This window comes from Ruegeria atlantica (assembly GCF_013033965.1).
Taxonomy (GTDB): Bacteria; Pseudomonadota; Alphaproteobacteria; order Rhodobacterales; family Rhodobacteraceae; genus Ruegeria; species Ruegeria atlantica_D.
Map to the genome: position 1 here is coordinate 101777 of NZ_WQFE01000004.1, position 19429 is coordinate 121205.

General features: G+C 58.3%; 17 protein-coding genes. 7 read left to right on the forward strand and 10 right to left on the reverse strand.

The window, feature by feature from the left end:
• Positions 1-3 precede the first annotated feature (3 nt).
• Both pgl and zwf read right to left on the reverse strand, forming a co-directional pair.
• A complete protein-coding gene (gene pgl, locus GOW16_RS09295) occupies positions 4-675 on the reverse strand; it encodes a 6-phosphogluconolactonase (protein ID WP_170413664.1) in 672 nt (223 codons plus the stop codon).
• The gene (gene zwf, locus GOW16_RS09300) at positions 672-2126 is read right to left on the reverse strand and encodes a glucose-6-phosphate dehydrogenase (RefSeq protein WP_170413667.1); all 1455 of its coding nucleotides are present in this window, start codon (positions 2124-2126) and stop codon (positions 672-674) included. Before zwf ends, pgl begins: the two co-directional genes overlap by 4 nt.
• Before the next feature lie 161 nt (positions 2127-2287).
• Between zwf and GOW16_RS09305 the strand changes: the two genes are divergently transcribed.
• Positions 2288-3241, forward strand: a complete 954-nt coding sequence (locus GOW16_RS09305) for a radical SAM protein (protein WP_170413670.1) — start codon at positions 2288-2290, stop codon at positions 3239-3241.
• 39 nt (positions 3242-3280) lie between these two features.
• Here GOW16_RS09305 and GOW16_RS09310 read toward each other — a convergent pair whose 3' ends face one another.
• Positions 3281-3475 (reverse strand): hypothetical protein, encoded by a 195-nt coding sequence (locus GOW16_RS09310; protein ID WP_170413674.1) that lies wholly within the window; start codon positions 3473-3475, stop codon positions 3281-3283.
• A 416-nt stretch (positions 3476-3891) separates the two neighbouring features.
• Complete coding sequence (locus GOW16_RS09315; protein ID WP_170413677.1) at positions 3892-4161, reverse strand: usg protein; 270 nt, start codon at positions 4159-4161, stop codon at positions 3892-3894.
• Between the two features lie 193 nt (positions 4162-4354).
• Here GOW16_RS09315 and gyrA point away from each other — a divergent pair, with 193 nt between their 5' ends.
• A complete protein-coding gene (gyrA, locus tag GOW16_RS09320; protein ID WP_170413680.1) occupies positions 4355-7084 on the forward strand; it encodes a DNA gyrase subunit A in 2730 nt (909 codons plus the stop codon).
• Between the two features lie 54 nt (positions 7085-7138).
• Here gyrA and GOW16_RS09325 read toward each other — a convergent pair whose 3' ends face one another.
• The 4 genes from GOW16_RS09325 to GOW16_RS09340 form a co-directional block, all read right to left on the reverse strand.
• Positions 7139-8326, reverse strand: a complete 1188-nt coding sequence (locus tag GOW16_RS09325; protein ID WP_170414637.1) for a DsbA family protein — start codon at positions 8324-8326, stop codon at positions 7139-7141.
• A 158-nt stretch (positions 8327-8484) separates the two neighbouring features.
• Positions 8485-9954: a carboxypeptidase M32 gene (locus GOW16_RS09330; protein WP_170413683.1), complete on the reverse strand. Its 1470-nt coding sequence runs from the start codon at positions 9952-9954 to the stop codon at positions 8485-8487.
• A 5-nt stretch (positions 9955-9959) separates the two neighbouring features.
• Positions 9960-11105, reverse strand: coding sequence for a heme A synthase (gene ctaA, locus GOW16_RS09335; protein WP_170413686.1), 1146 nt, complete (start codon positions 11103-11105; stop codon positions 9960-9962).
• A gap of 62 nt (positions 11106-11167) precedes the next feature.
• Positions 11168-11911 carry an RNA methyltransferase gene (locus GOW16_RS09340; RefSeq protein WP_170413689.1) on the reverse strand — a complete coding sequence of 248 codons (744 nt, stop codon included), beginning with the start codon at positions 11909-11911 and terminating at the stop codon, positions 11168-11170.
• A gap of 153 nt (positions 11912-12064) precedes the next feature.
• On the opposite strand from GOW16_RS09340, the gene GOW16_RS09345 reads away from it, so the two are divergent.
• The 4 genes from GOW16_RS09345 (at position 12065) to GOW16_RS09360 (ending at position 15277) form a co-directional block, all read left to right on the forward strand.
• Positions 12065-12682 (forward strand): thiamine phosphate synthase, encoded by a 618-nt coding sequence (locus tag GOW16_RS09345; protein ID WP_170413693.1) that lies wholly within the window; start codon positions 12065-12067, stop codon positions 12680-12682.
• Positions 12683-12727: 45 nt separating this feature from the next.
• Positions 12728-13621 (forward strand): PfkB family carbohydrate kinase, encoded by an 894-nt coding sequence (locus tag GOW16_RS09350; protein ID WP_170413695.1) that lies wholly within the window; start codon positions 12728-12730, stop codon positions 13619-13621.
• Positions 13618-14532, forward strand: coding sequence for a pseudouridine-5'-phosphate glycosidase (locus tag GOW16_RS09355; RefSeq protein WP_368039880.1), 915 nt, complete (start codon positions 13618-13620; stop codon positions 14530-14532). The genes GOW16_RS09350 and GOW16_RS09355 overlap by 4 nt, the downstream gene beginning before the upstream one ends.
• 67 nt (positions 14533-14599) lie before the next feature.
• Positions 14600-15277 carry a DUF502 domain-containing protein gene (locus tag GOW16_RS09360; RefSeq protein ID WP_170413698.1) on the forward strand — a complete coding sequence of 226 codons (678 nt, stop codon included), beginning with the start codon at positions 14600-14602 and terminating at the stop codon, positions 15275-15277.
• On the opposite strand, the gene GOW16_RS09365 is transcribed toward GOW16_RS09360, so the two are convergent.
• Positions 15278-16306, reverse strand: coding sequence for a patatin-like phospholipase family protein (locus GOW16_RS09365; protein WP_170413701.1), 1029 nt, complete (start codon positions 16304-16306; stop codon positions 15278-15280).
• A 13-nt stretch (positions 16307-16319) separates the two neighbouring features.
• Entirely contained in the window at positions 16320-17093 is a 774-nt protein-coding gene (locus tag GOW16_RS09370; protein WP_170413704.1) for a 3-hydroxybutyrate dehydrogenase, read from the reverse strand.
• 292 nt (positions 17094-17385) lie between these two features.
• Between GOW16_RS09370 and GOW16_RS09375 the strand changes: the two genes are divergently transcribed.
• On the forward strand, positions 17386-19200 hold the full coding sequence (locus tag GOW16_RS09375; RefSeq protein ID WP_170413707.1) for an extracellular solute-binding protein: 1815 nt from the start codon (positions 17386-17388) through the stop codon (positions 19198-19200).
• The last annotated feature ends 229 nt before the right edge of the window (positions 19201-19429 follow it).

Consider the following 19429-nt stretch of genomic DNA (forward strand, 5'->3'; position numbering starts at 1 on the left):
GTGTTACTCCGCCCAATGAACCGTCATTCCGGTCAGCGCCGCAGCGATCGGTGCCTCTTCCGGTGGCAGAGACATGGCCTTATCCAACGCATCACGCTTGGCGGCGCCAAAGATAATCAGGTGTTTCGACAACGCTCCGTCCAGCACCGGGCCGGTCAGCGTGATCCGCGCCTCGGGTTGGGTTTCGGGACGGGCGACTGCAAGCGGCGGCGCGTGGCTGTCCAGCGCGGTCTCAAGCCCCTCCATCCCCGGAAACAGAGAAGCTGTGTGCATATCCTCGCCCATTCCAAGAACCAGAACCGACAAGGGCAAGACTGGTGTAATCAGGGATTCGATTTCCGGCAGGACATCGCCCGGCTCTTTACCTTCAACATACAGCGGCACGTATTGAGCTGCCGAAGCCCGGTTCGTCAGCAAACGCTGCCGGATCAGCCGTTCGTTAGAACGATCACTATCGCCGGGAACACAACGTTCGTCAGTGGGCAATACCCGCACCCGATCCCATTCCAGATCGGCTGCGCAAAGGCCGTCGAACACCGGCCCGGGGGTCGTGCCGCCCGGCACGGCCAACGAGACCGTATCGTGATGCAGCAAGGCGGCCTCCAACTCTCCGGCCAAGGCGTTTGCGACATCAATTGCCAGCATGTCGCGATCAGCATATTCCTGAATCTTCATGGGTTTATTCCTTGCCAGCGGCGACCATCTCGTTTCATCAGCAGCTCGGCGTCGCCCGGGCCTGTGCTACCGCTTTCATACGGTTTCGGAACGTCGCCGCGTGTGTGCCAGCCGGCGATGATCGGATCTGTCCAGGCCCACGCGGCCTCAACCTCATCCCCGCGCATGAACAAAGTCTGGTTGCCGCGGATCACATCCATTACCAGCCGTTCATAGGCATCCGGTGGGTCCTGGTTTCCAGACCCCAGCGCCTCGGCAAAGCTCATGTCCAGGGGGACATCGACGAGCCGCATACCGCCCGGCCCCGGTTCCTTGATCGTGACCTTCAAGGTTATGCCTTCGTTCGGTTGCAAGCGGATCGACAGGACGTTCGCGTGGCGTCCGGCTTCCTCGCCAAAGATCGAATGCGGCGCATCCTTGAACATCACGTTGATCACCGAAGACCGCGCCACCAGACGCTTTCCCGTGCGCAGGTAGAACGGAGTACCCGCCCACCGCCAATTGCTGACATGCGCCCGCAATGCCACGTAGCTTTCAGTGGTCGAGCGTGGGTTGCCCACAATCTCGCGGTATCCTTTCCCGTTGCCGCCGCCATCGAACTGTCCACGCACGATGTGGTGCGGTTCAACCTGATCCAAGGCGCGAATGACCTTAAGCTTTTCGTCCCGCACCGCATCCGGATCAAATTTTGCCGGAGGTTCCATCGCTATCAGGCACAGAAGCTGCATCAGGTGATTCTGCATCATATCGCGCATGGCACCTGCACGCTCATAATACTCTTCCCGCCCGTCGATCCCTACGGATTCGGCCACCGTGATCTGAATGTGGTCGACATACTGGCTATTCCACAGCGGTTCGAACAGCATGTTGCCAAATCGAACGGCCATCAGGTTCTGAACGGTCTCCTTGCCCAGATAGTGATCGATCCGGTAAATCTGGCTTTCCCTGAAATGCTCCGCCAATGTCGCGTTCAACGCCCGCGCACTTTCCAGATCGTGGCCAAACGGTTTTTCAACAACAATCCGCGTGCTTGGCGTTGCCAGATCATGCGCCTTGATACGCTCGGCTAACGGCCCGAACAGGCGCGGGCCGACTGAAAAGTAAAACGCCCGCACCCTGTCGTGGCTCAGCTTGTCGGCAAGCTGCTCCCAGCCCTCATTCGAATACCCATCAAGGGTCACATAGTCGACGCGGTCCAGGAACGCGTGCAATGCGCCCGCGTCCTGACACTGCGCAGCGGCATGGGTGTGAAGCGATTCGGCGACCAGAGCCTGAAACCCTGCACGGTCGTGGACCGTACGCGCCGCACCAATAATTTGAACGCCTTCGGCCCATTGCCCTGAACAAAAGCGTCGGAACAGAGCCGGCAAAATCTTACGCTGCGCCAAATCACCCGTCCCGCCAAAAATGACGAGATCAAACGGATCAACGGGTATGACGCGAGAAACCATGGCTTTTCCTTATCTTGCCCCGCCGGGCATGTCCAATGTTAGCGCAATCAACCACAGCAAAAAACACAACATCAAAACTCTGTCAGGTGCCATCTGCCTGACTTAACTAATCCGAGTCGACCGGCTACATCATAAGTAACTTCAAAGAACCGGATACCGGAATGAAAGACAACGCGCCTCAGACCGCCAATATCGGCAAGTTTCAGAACAAATTGGTGACAGCAGATGGGCAAACCCGCGCCTCAGTCACGCTGAAGAACCCTGAGACGTTGTGGTTCAATACTGGCACCCTTTGCAACATCGAATGCGTCAATTGCTATATCGCCAGCAGCCCGACCAATGATGCGCTGGTCTATATCACCACAGATGAGGTGCGCGATTACCTGGATCAGATCGAACAGCGCAAATGGCCGGTGCGCGAGATTGGCTTCACAGGTGGCGAGCCCTTTATGAACCCTCAGATGATCGACATGACCCGCGCCGCGCTGGAACGCGGCTATGAGGTCCTGATCCTGACGAATGCAATGCAACCGATGATGCGCCGAAAGATGCGCGAAGGATTGTTGGATCTGCAGCGCGAATATAATGACAAGCTGACCTTGCGGATTTCCGTCGACCACTATCGCCCGGAACTGCATGACGAGGAACGCGGCAAAGGCAGTTTTGACAAGACCGTCACCGGAATGGAGTGGCTGCGCGACAATGGGTTCAATATCGCCATCGCAGGCCGCACAGTTTGGGGCGACAGCGATGCCGACAGCCGCGCCGGGTATGATGCGTTCTTCAAGCAGCACAGCTTTGACATCGACGCGCAGAACCCTGGCCAGACCGTGCTATTTCCTGAAATGGACGAAACCGTCGAAGTCCCTGAAATCACAACCGCTTGCTGGGGCATTCTGGACAAATCTCCCGAGGCGGTCATGTGTTCGAATGCCCGCATGGTGGTCAAACGCAAGGGCGCGGACCGCCCCGCGGTTCTGGCCTGCACCCTTCTGCCCTATGAACCGGAGTTCGAAATGGGCGCGACACTGGCCGAGGCCGAGGCGGACGTGCACCTCAACCACCCGCATTGCGCCAAGTTCTGTGTTTTGGGTGGAGCCAGCTGCTCGGGCTAATTCAGCTCGGGTGACCTCCAGTACTTCGCGTCTGAAGCGTCAGCCTTTTTTGCTGAGTACGAAGAACGTCCGCCCATTTGTGGACCTGAGAGGCTTATCCTCGCGTTCATCGCCATACATAGCGCCGGCTTCTGCGGCGGCGTCGTAGCCGTGGGTAACGAAATTGTCCAAATCCGACTGCGTTCCAAACAAGATCACGAATTTGGTCTCGGACCCACCGGTTCCAATATTCATGTAAGTGTGCTGGCCGGTTTTTTTGTCCACTGCCTGGCCGCGACCATATCCTGCGGCTACCGGAAAGACGACGACTTTGCGGGAAGCAATCGCAGTAAAGCCTACGTCCAGCCTGGCTCTGCGGGCGTCGCTTCGCCGGACAACAGATCAGAAGTGGGCGTGAGGTTTTCAACAACCGCATTCACCCATTAATCAAGTGCTTGTCCAACGTTCTCTGTTCAACATCCGACAGCGTTTGCCGTGTTGGCAGCGCCTTTCCAGATTTTATCAAAATACCTTCGGTCCACTCAGGCAGATAGCGGCTGTAAACAGCAAACCTCTGAGCACGCCATTTTCCGCTTACGATCAATGGCTTGCCCGCCAAGATACCGGATGCACCGAATTGGATATGTGTTTGGGCCTGATGCGCCCAAGAGTCAATTCACGCGGAATTCGCCCACCACGTTGCGCCATTCGCCCGGCGCGATCATCTTGCGATGGGTAAATCGCACCGAATGCAGCGGTCCTTCTATCTCACGCTGCCAGAATTCAATAAAATCGAATAACTTGGGGTGATCTGGTGCAAGGTCGTAATCCTGCCAAATGAATGTATTGAGTACGTGAATATAATCGGGCATGTGATAAAAAATTTCAGCTGTTGTCAGCCCATACCCTTTGAGCATCAGTTCTGTTTCACTTTGCTCCATGCAGACCTCCAAATTTGTTGCAAGGTCTCTTCAGCATAGCACGAAAACCACCTAACCCTTGATTAACAATATGTTACCCCAGTGTTACGGGTGTTTTTTGCACAGAATGCGCTGCTTGCTTGCACCTTATGTGCCGGGTCTGATAAGGTACATCCACAAGATATAGACCCAGCACAATAAACGGGCAGTTTACGTGAGCGATACGCCAGAAACCCCAGAAAACATGGATGAAACCCCGCCTCAGCGCCCCGTTTACGACGGCCCGACGGTATCCATCGAATCCGAGATGCGTACGTCCTATCTGGACTATGCCATGTCGGTCATCGTGTCCCGCGCGATCCCCGATCTGCGAGACGGCCTGAAACCAGTGCACCGACGCATCCTTTACGCGATGCACGAGACGGGGAACACCCATGACAAGTCATACCGCAAATCGGCCCGTCCGGTTGGCGATGTGATGGGTAAGTACCACCCGCATGGCGACAGCGCGATCTATGACGCGCTGGTGCGGATGGCACAGGACTTCTCGATGTCGCTGCCTTTGCTCGACGGTCAGGGCAACTTTGGCTCGATGGACGGGGATAACCCGGCAGCCATGCGTTACACCGAAGTGCGGATGGACAAACCTGCCGCAGCCTTGCTGGCCGATATCGAAAAAGAGACGGTCGATTTTCAGGATAACTATGACGGTAAAGACCGGGAACCGACCGTCCTGCCCGCCCGTTTTCCGAACATGCTGGTCAATGGTGCCGGTGGTATCGCTGTAGGTATGGCAACCAACATCCCGCCACATAATCTGGGCGAAGTAGTCGATGCCACTTTGGCGCTGATCGACGATCCGGATTTGACGTCCGAGCAGCTGATAGAATACGTCCCCGGTCCTGACTTCCCGACCGGTGGTGTGATGCTTGGCCGGTCTGGCGCGCGCAAAGCGTATCTGGAAGGCCGCGGCAGCGTTATCATCCGTGCCAAGACCCGCGTCGAGGAAATCCGCAGGGACCGCTACGCGATTGTCGTGGATGAGATCCCTTATCAGGTGAACAAAGCCTCGATGATCGAAAAGATTGCCGAAGCGGTGCGCGAAAAGCGGATCGAAGGCGTCAGCCACGTACAAGACGAATCCGACCGTAACGGTGTGCGCGTTGTAGTCGAACTGAAGCGCGATGCAACGCCAGAGGTGGTTTTGAATCAGCTCTATCGGTTCTCACCAATGCAGACGTCCTTTGGCTGCAACATGCTGGCGCTGAACGGTGGACGCCCCGAGCAGTTGACCTTGCGCCGGTTTCTGACCTCTTTCATCGACTTCCGCGAAGACGTCGTTGCCCGCCGCACCGCTTATGACCTGCGCAAAGCGCGCGAACGCAGCCATATCCTGTGTGGTCTGGCCGTGGCCGTATCGAATGTGGACGAAGTGGTCGCTACGATCCGTTCATCGGCAGACGCCGCACAAGCGCGTGAAAAGCTGATGACCCGCCGCTGGCCCGCAGCCGAGATCGAAGGCTATCTGCGCCTGATCGACGATCCTCTGTCCAAGATGAACGACGACGGCACCTATAACCTAACCGAAATTCAGGCCCGCGCCATCCTTGATCTGCGCCTGCAACGTCTGACCCAGATCGGTGTCAAAGAGGTCACGGACGAACTGGAAGAACTGGCAGGTAAGATCAAGGAATACCTTGATATTCTGTCCTCGCGCGAGCGCATCATGTCGATCATCGGCGACGAACTACGCGATGTACGCGAGCAGTTCGCAGTACCTCGTCGCACCGAAATCGTCGATTGGTCCGGCGACATGGAAGACGAAGACCTGATCGAACGTGAAGACATGGTCGTGACCGTGACTTCGGGCGGCTACATCAAGCGTACTCCACTGGCCGATTTCCGTGCTCAGAAACGCGGCGGCAAGGGCCTGTCAGGGATGCAAACCAAGGAAGAGGATGTTGTTACCAACCTCTTCGTAGCCAACACCCACACGCAGCTGCTGTTCTTCACCACCGAAGGCATGGTCTACAAGCTTAAGACCTGGCGTCTGCCGCAATCCAGCCGGACTGGCAAAGGCAAAGCCATCGTCAACATCCTGCCGATCCCGACCGGGGTATCGATCGCGGCGATCATGCCCGTCGACGTGCCGGATGAAGAGTGGGAAAACCTGCAGATCGTCTTTGCCACCAGTGCCGGAGATGTGCGGCGTAACCGCTTGTCGGACTTCACCAATGTCCGCCGCAACGGCAAGATCGCGATGAAGCTGCCCGAGGATGTTGAGCTGGTGAATGCCCGCATTTGCTCGGAAGACGAAGACGTGATGCTGGTCACCAATTCGGGCCGCGCAATCCGGTTCCGCACCACTGATGTGCGCGTCTTTAACTCACGCGAATCCACCGGTGTGCGCGGTATCAGGCTGTCGAATGGCGACCGGGTTGTGTCGATGTCTGTGATCCGCCATTTCGAGGCTACCTCGGACGAGCGCGCCGCCTATTTGAAGATGCGCCGCCTGATGGCTGGCGTCACGGATGATACCGGCAGCGACGAAGACGAAGGCAACGCTGACAGCGTGCTTCCTCAAGAGCGCTATGCCGAGATGTCGGCGGCCGAGAACCTGATCCTGACGATCACGGCGGGCGGCGCGGGAAAACTCAGTTCCAGCCACGACTACCCAGTGCGCGGACGCGGCGGGATGGGCGTGGCCGCCATGGACAAGGCGATGCGCGGTGGCGAACTTGTCGCCTCGTTCCCGGTCGACATGGAAGATCAGATCATGCTGGCCACATCCAAAGGCCAGTCGATCCGTGTCCCTGTCGAGGGGATTTCCTTCCGGTCACGCAGCGCAGGTGGTGTGAAGGTCTTTAACACCGGCAAGGGCGAAGAGGTCGTCAGTGTGGCCTGGATCGCCGATCAGGGTGACGAGGACGAAACCGAAGAGTAACTCTCTGATCCAGAACATTATTCAGGCGCTTCACCTTCGGGTGTGGCGCCTTTTTTACGTCAAACAATCCTCGACGGCCCAAAGGCGATCTTGCCCCCAGACACTTTCCCCGGCGACGCGGAAACTTGGGACGCCCCATAGCCCTATCTCTTGCAGACGGTTCTGGTTGGTCTGCACCCGATCTCGCCAAAGATCTGGATTCAGGAACGGTTTCGCAGCCAGCCAATCCAAATCCGCGTTATCGACAATTGTCCGAAGCCCCCGATCAGTTGCGGCGTTCAGACCCTCAGCCCAGACCCCGCGCAGGAAGGCGGAACAGAATTCGGGTAGCTTGCCCTGCCCCTCGGCATAGTCCAGCAGGGCATAGCCACGCTCGACCCCTTTGCCCAAAGGATCGCAGATACGTCCAAACGGGATCCCCAGCCGCCGTGCTTCGCGCGCGCAATCATAGAGGATGTAGGAGGACTTGGACGGAGGTACGGGTAAACCGCGCATCAACATCGGCAAAACCGGGCGCAGAACTAGCCTTGCGCCATAGTGGTGTGCTAAATCGACGGTCCGGTCAAACGCCAGATACGAATAAGGGCTGCGGAATGAAAAGAAGAACTCGATCTCCTGGCCTTGAGAAACCCTCTTTGCCGGTTGGACGGAAGGCAAAGGCACAATTCGCGGCGAACCGCCACCCAATCCCGCGTGCTGCAACCGGTTTTCGAGATAGTGAAGACGATCAGCGCCCCAATACCATTCGCCGTCATAATAAAACGTTCCGCCCAGATAGTGACCCAGCGCAGCGAGCGTTTGGTCACCATCGCTGATCAGTGCAGCGGGTTTGGCGTGATCTGATGATGGCAAGCCCCTGCCCGACCACAGGTTCGTGCTTGTATCCCTGACGTTCTCAATAAAGCTTCCGTTCGCCAGATCGGCTGCCATCAGTTTTTCAGCATCCGCAATCGCATCATTGGCAGGAACAGAGCCTTCAGGAGCGCTGAGGCTAAGTTTTCGGGCCAATCTTGTTGCATCAGTGATGGCGTTTTTCCGATGCGCCACGGGGTCTGGCAACGCTTCAATCGGTGGGCCAGAAATCAGATGTGGGCGCAGCTCGACATCATAATTGTCTTGAAACCGCTGCAAAACCTGTGCGGTGAGGTGGCAGTATGGGTCGGAAACATCATGGAAGTAATGAACAACGCGCGGGCGCTTTAGCAGCTGATGCTTTGCCTCCTGCACGCGTCTGCGCGCCATTAGCCGGATGTTGCTGGTCAGAATAGAAGCTATGTGTGGTTTGACATGTGTTGCAAAGAACAAGGTGGTTCCTTCGGTAAAACCGTTCGAACCACCCTAGCTGCATTCAGATCAAAGCCAATGCCATACACGGCAACTTGACGAAACGTTTCCTGACTTCAGAGCCCGTATAACCCGCCGAACTTCTGCTCCAGGTAACCAAGCAACGGTTCAGGTCCAGGTTCCATACCGCTTGCGCGCTGAATGGTTTCGCGCGGCGCATAAAGCCCGCCATGTTGCTGCACATTCTCGCGCAACCACGCCGTCGCGCCCGATGTGTCCCCGCCCGCCAATTGCGAATCCAGATCCGGCACCGCCGCCCGAAGCGCCTGATAGAGGCACCCGGCATAGACATTGCCCAGCGAATAGGTCGGGAAGTAGCCGAACAAACCCACTGACCAGTGCACATCCTGAAGACACCCGTTTGACGGTTTGTCGACCGCATAGCCAAAATCTGCATTGAACCGGTCATTCCACGCGGCCTCAAGATCATTGACCTGCAGGTCCCCGGCCATCAGGGCACGTTCAAGATCAAAACGCAGCATGATGTGCAGATTGTATTGAACCTCATCCGCCTCGGTGCGGATATATCCGTTGTGGACGCCATTCACCGTTGCATAAAAGGCGTCTTCGTTCGCAATACCGAAATCGCCGAACGCATCTTTCATTTGGCCATACAGCCAACCGGTGAAGGCACGAGAACGGCCCAATTGGTTCTCGTAAATTCGGCTCTGGCTTTCGTGAACGCCCATCGAAACGCCCCGCCCCAACGGCGTCAGGGCGTATGCCGCATCGATACCCTGTTCATAGGCGGCATGGCCGACCTCGTGGATTGTCGAATAGAAACAGTTGAACGGATCGGTTTCACTGGTTCTGGTGGTGATCCGAACGTCCAGCCCGCTGCCCGAGCTGAACGGGTGCACAGCCTTATCGATACGGCCTGTGTTCAGGTCATAACCAAAGGCAATGGCCAGTTTTTGCGACAGACCTATCTGGGCCAGTTCGTCGAATTTCCCGGTCAGGCCATCGGGCGCAGGTTTGTCCAGAACAGCGGCGCGCAATGCCACCAGACGTGGGCGCATCTCATCGAATATTTCGGCAATCTGCACGCCAGTTGTATAGGGCTCATAATCCTCGACCATCGCGTCATACACATCGCCACCCTGGGCCAGCGCCGCGCCTTCTTCACGCTTCAGGGCAACGACCTCGTCCAGAACTGGCAAAAACGCGGTTACGTCTTCGTCAGCGCGGGCCTGCGCCCAGATTCCCTGGGCTGCGGACGTCACCCGCGCAATCGCTGTTGCCAGATCGGCGGGCACCTTGACCGTCCGCTCATAAGACCGGCGAATTTCGCGCAATTGCGCCTGTCCGACTTGATCCTGAGGGTCGGCTTGATCCAACCACCCAGCCACGCGTGGGTCGGATCGGCGGGCATGCAAAACCGCCTCAATCGCGGCCATCTCTTCGGCCCTCTGCGGCGCGGCGCCGCGCGGCATCACCGTTTCCTGATCCCAGCCCAAGCGTCCGGCAATCTCTCCCAAAGCCGAGGTTTCGCGTTGGAACGCCATCAGATCGTCAAAAGCAGTCATGGAAATCAGGCTCCGCGCACAGAGGTTGCAATTGGGTATGCTGTCAGGAAACGAGCCCGCAGGATCAGCGTCCAGACGACCACTGCCATGAACTGATGGAAGATGGCGATCTGCCACGGGGCCGCATAGATCACCGTCGCGATGCCGATCACCACCTGCAGCGAAAGTACAGCGAAGGCTGTGTTGAAGGCAAAGCGCGTTTGCGGGTGGGCGCTGCTGCTGCCGCGTCGCCAGACGATGATCGCGAAGATGAACAGCAGGTATCCCACACAACGGTGGATGAATTGAACCAGACCGGGGCTTTCGAAGAAGTTGCGCCACATCGGTTCGAGCATCGTCATATCTGGCGGCAAAAGCTGTCCGCCGATCAACGGCCAATCCGTATAGGACCGTCCTGCGTCGATCCCTGCAACAAGCGCGCCGATGAGTATCTGCAAAAAGGCGAAATGCATCAGGCCGGTGGACAATGAGAACAGACGCGCCTCTTTCGCGCGCCTGGCCTGCATCAGGTCACGCTCCTCGCGGCCCAGCTCAAAGATGTACCAGGCAAGGAAGCCGAGGATCACAAAAGCCAACCCCAGATGGATCGCCAGTCGATAACTGGCCACGGCAATCATCCCCTCGCCTTGGGTTACGCCCGAGGCGACCATCCACCAACCAACGGCCCCCTGAACACCGCCCAAAAGGCCCGGAATCAGAAGCTTGCCAGTCCACCCGGTCGGAATTTTCCGCGCAATAAGGAAGCCAAAGAAACCAAGCGCCCAGACCAGTCCAATCACGCGGCCCAGCTGACGGTGGCCCCATTCCCACCAGTAGATCGATTTGAAGTCATCCAGCTCCATCCATTGATTCTGGATGCGCCATTGGTCGATCTGCTTGTACTTGTCGAACTCGGCCTGCCAGTCCGCCTCGTTCATCGGTGGCACCGCTCCGGTGATCGGACGCCATTCGGTGATCGACAATCCGCTGTCGGTCAGGCGCGTCAGCCCACCCACCGCGATCATAACCACCACCAGCGCAAACAGGATCATCAGCCAGATACGAATGGCCTTGCGCGCGCCGCCGCGGCCGCGATCGAGCATACCCGGCTGAACGGCCTGTTGTTTTTCAGTGTCTGAGACGTCTTCGAAGATGCTGCGCTTACCGCTCATGCCGTCCTCTTGTGCCTTGGATTTCGTCGCAAGCTAGGGTGAAGCGGAACATAGGTCCAGCCTCAGCCTTTGTCTTTCCAGCGGACCATCTGCCGCATGACCCCATGCAGCATCTGCACGTCGGCCCGCGTCATGCGCATCCGCGACCAAAGGTTGCGCAGGTTCGTTTTCATACCTTCGGCCTTTTCAGGCGGGTAAAAGAACCCGGCCTCTTCCAACCGGTCTTCATAGTGTTCGACCAGTTTCTCGACCTCGATGCCTGTAGCCCAGTCGCCCTTGCCCAGATCTGTGGCCTCATGCACCACATCCCCAGTTTGACGCATCCACTCGTAAGCGGTGAGCAACACACACTGCCCAAGGTTCAGCGAGGCATATTCGGGATTCACCGGAACCGAGATGATGGCGTTCGCCTTGGCGATGTCTTCATTTTCAAGCCCCGCGCGTTCGGGACCGAACAAGACTGCAACCTTTTCACCCGCTGCGACTTTCTCCGCCGCGATCTGCATCGCACGCTCGGGGCTAAAGACGGGCTTGGTCAACCCGCGTTGCCGCGCAGTGGTGGCGAAAACAAAGGTGCTGTCGGACAGCGCACCCGCCAGATCGTCAAACAGCTGCGCCTCATCCAGCAGACGCCCGGCCCCGCTGGACATCGCGACCGCCTTGGGGTTCGGCCACCCGTCCCTCGGCGCCACGATCCGCATCCGATCCAGCCCGAAATTCCACATCGCCCGCGCGGCGGCGCCGATGTTTTCACCCATCTGCGGGCGCACAAGCACGAATGAGGGTTGGGATTTATCGCTGGGCATGGCTGTCTCCGAAAGTTCCGCCTGCTCTAATCTGCGCGCTAAGGCAGGGCAAGCCGTCCTCGCCGTCATTTGGGCCTGAAATCGGCATAAAAGTTTGCTTCCCCGCCGCAATCCGCTAAACCGCGCAAAAGACTGAAAGCGAAGGACGCGCCAATGGACACCCCCGAGCAGCCACAGATTTACCTGATCACACCTCCGACCATCGAACTAAGCACCTTCACCAATCGTTTGGCCAGCGTTCTGGACGGGGCCGAGATCGCCTGCATCCGCCTGGCGCTCGCGGGCAGTGATGAGGACACGATCGCGCGCGCGGCCGATGCCTGCCGCGAAGTTGCACATGCGCGCGATGTGGCGTTGGTGATTTCGAACCATGTCCTGCTGGCGCAGCGTCTGGGTCTGGACGGGGTGCATCTGGACGACGCGGCCCGCTCGGTGCGCGCAGCACGCAAAGAACTGGGCGCAGACGCGATTGTTGGCAGCTTTTGCGGGGCCTCCAGCCACGACGGCATGACCGCTGGCGAAGCAGGTGCCGACTACGTGGCCTTTGGTCCGGTTGGGAACTCCACACTGGGTGACGGCACCACTGCAGAGAAAGACCTGTTCCAGTGGTGGTCGGAAATGATCGAAGTGCCAGTGGTGGCCGAAGGCGGGTTGACGCCTGACCTGATCCGCGACCTGGCCCCACATACCGATTTCTTTGGCATCGGCGAAGAGATTTGGGCCCAGGACGACCCCGCCGCAGCGCTCAAGGCACTTACCGACGCGATGTGAGCGTTGACCCTTGCACCTGCGCGGGGCCTGCGGCATGACGATCACATGACTCAGAACAGCGACATTCTCTGCATCGGCTCGGTCCTTTGGGACGTGATTGGTCGATCCGCCAGCGCCATGCGGCAAGGCTCGGACGTGCCGGGGCGGATCACCCGCCTGCCCGGCGGTGTGGCCATGAACATCGCCATGACGCTTGTGCGTTTTGGCATGACCCCCACTCTGCTGACTGCCATCGGGCGCGATCCCGAAGGTGATGAATTGGCAAACGCCTGTGCGCGGTTGGGAATGGTAACGGATCATATCTACCGCTCGCAGGATTTGCCGACGGACCGGTATATGGCGGTCGAGGGGGCCAACGGTTTGATCGCAGCCATTGCTGATGCGCATTCGCTTGAGGCAGCAGGAGCCAAGATTTTGCGGCCTCTGATGCACGGACCGCTGGGATATGAGAACGCCCCCTTCGCAGGCCCCATCGCGCTGGACGGCAACCTGACGCTGAACCTGCTTGAAGAAATTGCCCAAAGCCCTGCCTTCGCGCGCGCCGATCTGCGCGTGGCTCCGGCCTCGCCCGGCAAGGCCGAACGGCTTCTGCCGTTTCTGAAACATGCCCGCGCAACGCTGTACGTGAACCTCGAAGAAGCTGGCATCCTGTGCCAGCGCGAGTTCGCGGACTCGGAAAGCGCCGCCAAAGGCCTGTTGGATCGCGGCGCGCTGCGCGTGCTCGTTACGGACGGCGGCAATTCGGCCACCGTCGGCAACGCTGACGAGATTCTGACCCAAACACCCCCGTCCGTTCTGGTCACGCGCGTGACCGGCGCCGGGGATACCTTCATGGCGGCGCATATCGCGTCAGAATCTGGTGGCGCATCCAGCGCCGAGGCTCTGACCCGCGCTCTGAACGCCGCCGCAACATACGTATCCGGAGAGACTCCCCTGTGATCGACATTCAATATTCCGCCGAGGTCCGCGCCGCCAAAGAAGCAGGCCAACCCATCGTCGCGCTGGAAAGCACCATCATCACCCACGGGATGCCCTACCCTCAGAACATCGAGGTGGCGGCGCAGGTCGAACAGGACATCCGCGATGCGGGTGCGGTTCCGGCCACGATGGCTGTGATCAAGGGCAAGCTGCACGTTGGCCTTGAGGCCGATGAACTGAAGTCGCTGGGTCAGGCACAGGGCGTTGCCAAACTGTCCCGCGCAGATATGGCGGCCTGCATGGCAACCGGCGGCACCGGAGCGACGACGGTCGCGGCCACAATGATCGCCGCGCATTATGCCGGGATCGAGGTCTTTGCAACCGGCGGTATCGGTGGTGTGCATCAGGGGGCTGAGACGACTTTTGACATCTCGGCCGATCTGCATGAACTCGCCCAATCCCCGGTGACGGTCGTGGCTGCGGGTGCCAAAGCCATCCTCGATCTGGCCAAAACGCTTGAGGTTCTGGAAACGCTGGGCGTCCCGGTCATCGCTTATGGGCAGGACGAGTTTCCGGCCTTTTGGTCGGCCAAGTCGCCCTATGCCGCGCCGCTGCGTATGGATAGCGCCGAAGATATCGCCAAGGCACATGCCACCCGCCGTGCGCTGGGCCTACCCGGCGGACAGTTGGTCGCCAACCCGATCCCGGCTGATGAACAGATCCCGGCCGAGGAACTGGCCCCGATCATCGCATCCGCCCAGGCTGATGCCGATGCTCACCGGATCACCGGCAAAGGCGTCACACCCTATCTATTGCAACGGATTTACGAACAGACCGAGGGGCGCTCGCTGACGGCCAATATCGCTTTGGTGCGCAACAATGCGCGTCTGGCGGCTGGAATTGCGCGCGCTCTTTCTGACCGGACGGATTGACACAAAGCTATTGTACCGACGCACCGGACTGCTTAACTAACTCGGCAGAAAACCGCTCAGGACCGCAATGAACACACCATTTGACGAAGAACCGCATCGCCGCCCGGGGCTTTTGTCCCGACTGCGCGCGTCGTTCCTGACGGGCATCGTCGTCATTGCACCGGTGTGGCTGACGATCTGGCTGATCTGGTCGGTCGTCGGTTGGATCGACAGCGCGGTTCTTCCGTTGATCCCTCAGCAGTTCCAGCCTCAGCAATATGTTGGCATCAACCTGCGGGGCGTGGGCGTCATCATCTTTCTGACCTTCACGGTGATCGTGGGCTGGATTGCAAAGGGCATTCTGGGCCGGTCGCTGATCCATTTTGCAGAAAGTCTTGTGAGCCGGATGCCTGTCGTCCGGTCGGTCTATTCCGGGATCAAGCAAATCTCGGAGACGGTATTCGCCCAGACCGAAAGGTCGTTCGAGAAAGCCTGCCTGATCCAATACCCGCGCAGGGGCATATGGGCGATCGGCTTTGTGTCAACGACGGCAAAGGGCGAGGTCAGCGAACGCGCGGAAACCAGTGGCGACCTGCTTGGCGTGTTTGTCCCGACCACACCAAACCCGACTTCAGGCTTTCTGCTGTTCTTTCCGGCCGAGGACGTAATCCTGCTGGATATGACCATCGAAGATGCCGCGAAACTGGTGATCTCCGCCGGGCTTGTCTATCCCAACGAAAAAGATCCGACGCAGCCGCCGGAATGATCAGCCGAACATCTCGGGCAGGTTGACCGTACTACGTTCGCCCAAATCACCTTTGTTTTCCGCTAGGAACCGGTGTGCCGCCGCCCGACCGGCTTCTTTCAGTTTGTGCAGGATCACAGGGTTCGGAACCGTCTTGGTCGCCACAGAAAGGTCATTCATCAAGTCGTCATCTGCGATCATGTGCACGAATACGCGGCTCATCTCTCCGGCCTTCAACTTGCCTTCCGCTAGCAGACGCTGAACAAAACTGATCGCCCGCAACTCGCGAAACAGGGATGAGTTAAAGCTGATCTCGTTGATCCGGTTCTGGATCTGCTGCGGTGTTTTTGGCACCTCATTGCGTTCCAGCGGGTTGATGTTCACAACCACGACGTCTTCGGGCAAATCTGCGTTGAACAGCGGGTACAAAGCCGGGTTGCCCGTATAGCCACCGTCCCAATACGCCTCGGTCCGACCCGATTTGGGGTCGAATATCTCAACCGCCTGAAACAGGTTCGGCAGACAGGCCGAAGCCAGTATCGCATCCGTCGAAATCTCATCCCCGGTGAACACCCGGATCTTGCCGCTGCGCACACAGGTCGCACAGACGAACAATCGCGGGCCTTCATCGGCGCAGATCTCATCAAAGTTGAACCGGTCCACGACCGGCTCCAGTGGATTGCGATAAAACGGACCGTAGGCATAAGGCGACACTAATCGGGACCACGCGTCGCCGACCGAGAATGGCAGCGAATACTCCATCGACTGAGCGATCTGCGCCGGCTCCAGCGCTTGCATCCAGTTGGCAAGCCGCATGTCCCCCACCGCGCCCATCCGCGCCCACAGCCCGTCCATACTGTCGCGTGCCCCGTCGCGGCCGTTGTGGACCATCCCGGATTTGAACGCCGCCCCGTTCAGCGCCCCGGCCGAGGTCCCGGTGATGGCCGCAACCTCGATATCCTCTTCGTCCAGAATCCGGTCCAGAACGCCCCACGTAAAGGCCCCATGCGCGCCACCGCCTTGCAGCGCCAGATTGATCCGTTTCACCACGTGGCTTCCTTGTTCAGAGAGCTGTCCATCCACCATCAACCGATATGGTGGTCCCGGTGATCTGCGCCGCAGCGTCCGAGCACAGGAAAATCGCAGTGCCGCCCAACTGCTCAACGGTCGCGAACTCTTTCGACGGTTGCCGTTCGAGCATGACGTTCTTGATCACGTCCTCACGGCTCATGTCGTATTCCTTCATGGTGTCCGGGATCTGAGCCTCAACCAGCGGAGTCAAAACATAGCCGGGACAGATCGCGTTGCATGTGATCGGCTCTTGCGCGGTTTCCAGAGCGACCGTTTTGGTCATACCGACCACCCCATGCTTGGCCGCCACATAGGCCGCCTTGAACGGAGAAGCCGTCAAGCCATGCGCCGAGGCGATATTCACGATGCGGCCCCATCCGGCCGCGCGCATCATAGGCAATGCGGCCGCCATAGTGTGAAAGGTCGAGTTCATGTTGATCGCGATAATCGCGTCCCACTTTTCAACCGGAAACTGATCGACGGGCGCGACATGTTGAATGCCGGCGTTGTTCACAAGAATGTCGCAAGCCCCCGCTTGCTCGATCAACGCGCGGCATTCCTCAGCTTTTGACATGTCCGCCTTGATGTAGCGCGCGCTGGTGCTGGTCTCCTGCGAGATTTCGGCTGCCAGCGCGTGATCTTCGTCGCGGTCGGTAAAGGAATTCAGCACCACGTTGGCCCCGGCCTTCGCCAGCTCGCGCGCGACGCCCAATCCGATCCCTGAATTCGATCCGGTGATGATGGCTGTTTTTCCCGAAAGGCTCATGGCCGAACTCCCACAAAGTCAACTTTGGCGACACAGTGCCATGCTGCAGCTGCAAAGAAAACGGGGAAACATCCGGGCGACGCATCCTATGTCAGACCCGCACAAAAAAACGCCCGCACGAAGCGGGCGTTAAGTTATTGAGGCAGGTTTCATACAGGCAAGAAACCTATCGAGCAGTGCGTCCTTTATAAGCAATTCCGTGCCTTCGTCCAAGCTAAAAGTTTGAAAATAAGAAAAATCATCGCTACGATGAATCCCAACAAAATAAGGCCAGAGCAGGATTGTTTCCAAAATGAGCCCCGATTTTCTCCGCCCCGTTCGACCATTGATCGCGGGAATCACCGCGCTTTTGGGCACTTCAATTGCTCATGCAGAATCGGCTCATGGCATAGCTATGTATGGCGACCCGGCCCTACCACCGGATTTTGTGTCCCTGCCCTACGCCAATCCGGATGCGCCCAAAGGCGGGAAAGTCGTATTTGGAAACACGGGCGGCTATAACAGTTTGAACCCGTTCGTGCAAAAAGGCAGCTCGCCCTGGCAACTGAGATTTTGGACTCATGAGAGCTTGATGGGCCGTTCCTGGGACGAACCTTTTACTCTTTACGGGCTATTAGCCGAATCGGTTGAGACTGCACCGGACCGGTCTTGGGTGGAATTCACCCTGCGTGAGAATGCCGAATTCTCGGACGGTACGCCGGTGACGGTTGATGATGTCATCTGGTCATATGAGACTTTGGGAACTGAAGGTCACCTGCGCTATCGCGGGTTGTGGGGCAAGATCGACAGCATCGAACAGACCGGCCCCCGCTCGGTACGCATAACCTTCAATGAGCCTGACCGCGAGCTTGCCCTGATCGCTGGCCTGCGACCCATCCTGCAGAAGTCCCAGTGGGAGGGCAAAGACTTTGCCAATGCCGGGCTGCATGACATCCCCGTCGGCACTGGCCCTTACGTCGTCGACGGCTATGAGGCTGGCAGATACGTGACCCTGAAACGAAACCCGGACTATTGGGGCGCGGATATACCATTTCGCCGTGGCACTATGAACCTGGATGAGATGCGGATCGAGTTCTACGGCGACGGCACCGTTCTTTTCGAAGCTTTCAAAGCCGGGGAACTGAGCGCTGTGCGCGAGTTCAATGCCGACAAGTGGGAAAACCAATATAGCTTCCCGGCGGTTCAGCGTGGAGACGTGATCAAGACAGAAATCCCGCACGGCAAGCCCTCGGGGATGACCGGATTCGTTATGAACACGCGTAAGGCACCTTTCGACGACTGGCGTGTCCGCGAAGCGCTGACACTCGCATTCAATTTCGAATTCATCAACGACACGATTACCGGCAATGCGCAGCCGCGTATCACTTCCTACTACTCGGGCTCGGATCTTGCGATGCAACCCGGTCCGGCAACTGGTCGCGTTGAAGAACTGCTGTTGGAGTTCAAAGATGACCTGCCCCCCGGAACGCTTGAAGGCTATACCCTGCCGGAAAGTGATGGATCGGCCCGCAACCGCACGAACATCCGCGCCGCCACCAAATTGCTGGCCGAAGCTGGTTGGACTATCCAGGACGGTGTTCTGCGCAACGAAAACGGCGATGTCTTTGCCCTGACCGTGCTGCTGCAACAGGGCGATACTGAAAGTCAAACGGCAATCGACATCTACTCCCGCGCGCTAGAGCGCTTAGGCATTCAGGTGACAACAGAACAGGTCGACAGCGCCCAGTTCACCAGCCGGACGTCCGAACTGGATTTCGACATAACGTTCTTCCGTCGCGCCCTGTCCCTGTCTCCCGGCAACGAGCAGCGCCTGTATTGGGGCAGCGAAAACGCCAACACTCCCGGCACACGCAATCTGATGGGGGTGGCCTCGCCAGCCGTGGACGGAATGATTGACGCCATGCTGGCCTCAGAAAGCCGTGAGGATTTTGTTGCCGCGACACGGGCGCTGGATCGGGTTCTGACCGCCGGTCGCTATGTCATTCCGATCTGGAACTTCGATGTTGGCAGGATCGCCCACGCCAGGGAACTCAAGCAGCCGGAAACCTTGCCGATCTATGGTGACGGGCCGGAGTACATGCCGCAGGTCTGGTGGTACGAAGAGTAGACGGTCAGGCGCGGCGTCCAACGCGTCGGCGGAAAATAGCACACAGTCGATCGACACTAGATACCGCGGCTTTGAATTTCGTCGCGGCAACATATTGTAGTTGCCCCTACGTCAAGTAGGGAATCGAAAAACTCACACAAAAAGCTTTACTGAACAGGGCCTAACGATATAGCTTGTGCATATACCGCAATGCATTGCGCGATTTGATTATTGCTTTGAATTTCAAACC

Excerpts from the sequence above, each read along its gene's own strand:
- zwf (WP_170413667.1), bottom strand. The coding sequence starts at position 2,126 with ATGGTTTCTCGCGTCATACCCGTTGATCCGTTTGATCTCGTCATTTTT.
- GOW16_RS09370 (WP_170413704.1), bottom strand. The coding sequence starts at position 17,093 with ATGAGCCTTTCGGGAAAAACAGCCATCATCACCGGATCGAATTCAGGG.
- GOW16_RS09310 (WP_170413674.1), bottom strand. The coding sequence starts at position 3,475 with ATGAATATTGGAACCGGTGGGTCCGAGACCAAATTCGTGATCTTGTTT.
- GOW16_RS09330 (WP_170413683.1), bottom strand. The coding sequence starts at position 9,954 with ATGACTGCTTTTGACGATCTGATGGCGTTCCAACGCGAAACCTCGGCT.
- GOW16_RS09360 (WP_170413698.1), top strand. The coding sequence starts at position 14,600 with ATGAACACACCATTTGACGAAGAACCGCATCGCCGCCCGGGGCTTTTG.
- GOW16_RS09325 (WP_170414637.1), bottom strand. The coding sequence starts at position 8,326 with ATGGCGCGCAGACGCGTGCAGGAGGCAAAGCATCAGCTGCTAAAGCGC.
- GOW16_RS09345 (WP_170413693.1), top strand. The coding sequence starts at position 12,065 with ATGGACACCCCCGAGCAGCCACAGATTTACCTGATCACACCTCCGACC.
- GOW16_RS09350 (WP_170413695.1), top strand. The coding sequence starts at position 12,728 with ATGACTCAGAACAGCGACATTCTCTGCATCGGCTCGGTCCTTTGGGAC.
- GOW16_RS09315 (WP_170413677.1), bottom strand. The coding sequence starts at position 4,161 with ATGGAGCAAAGTGAAACAGAACTGATGCTCAAAGGGTATGGGCTGACA.
- GOW16_RS09375 (WP_170413707.1), top strand. The coding sequence starts at position 17,386 with ATGAGCCCCGATTTTCTCCGCCCCGTTCGACCATTGATCGCGGGAATC.
- pgl (WP_170413664.1), bottom strand. The coding sequence starts at position 675 with ATGAAGATTCAGGAATATGCTGATCGCGACATGCTGGCAATTGATGTC.
- GOW16_RS09340 (WP_170413689.1), bottom strand. The coding sequence starts at position 11,911 with ATGCCCAGCGATAAATCCCAACCCTCATTCGTGCTTGTGCGCCCGCAG.
- GOW16_RS09305 (WP_170413670.1), top strand. The coding sequence starts at position 2,288 with ATGAAAGACAACGCGCCTCAGACCGCCAATATCGGCAAGTTTCAGAAC.
- ctaA (WP_170413686.1), bottom strand. The coding sequence starts at position 11,105 with ATGAGCGGTAAGCGCAGCATCTTCGAAGACGTCTCAGACACTGAAAAA.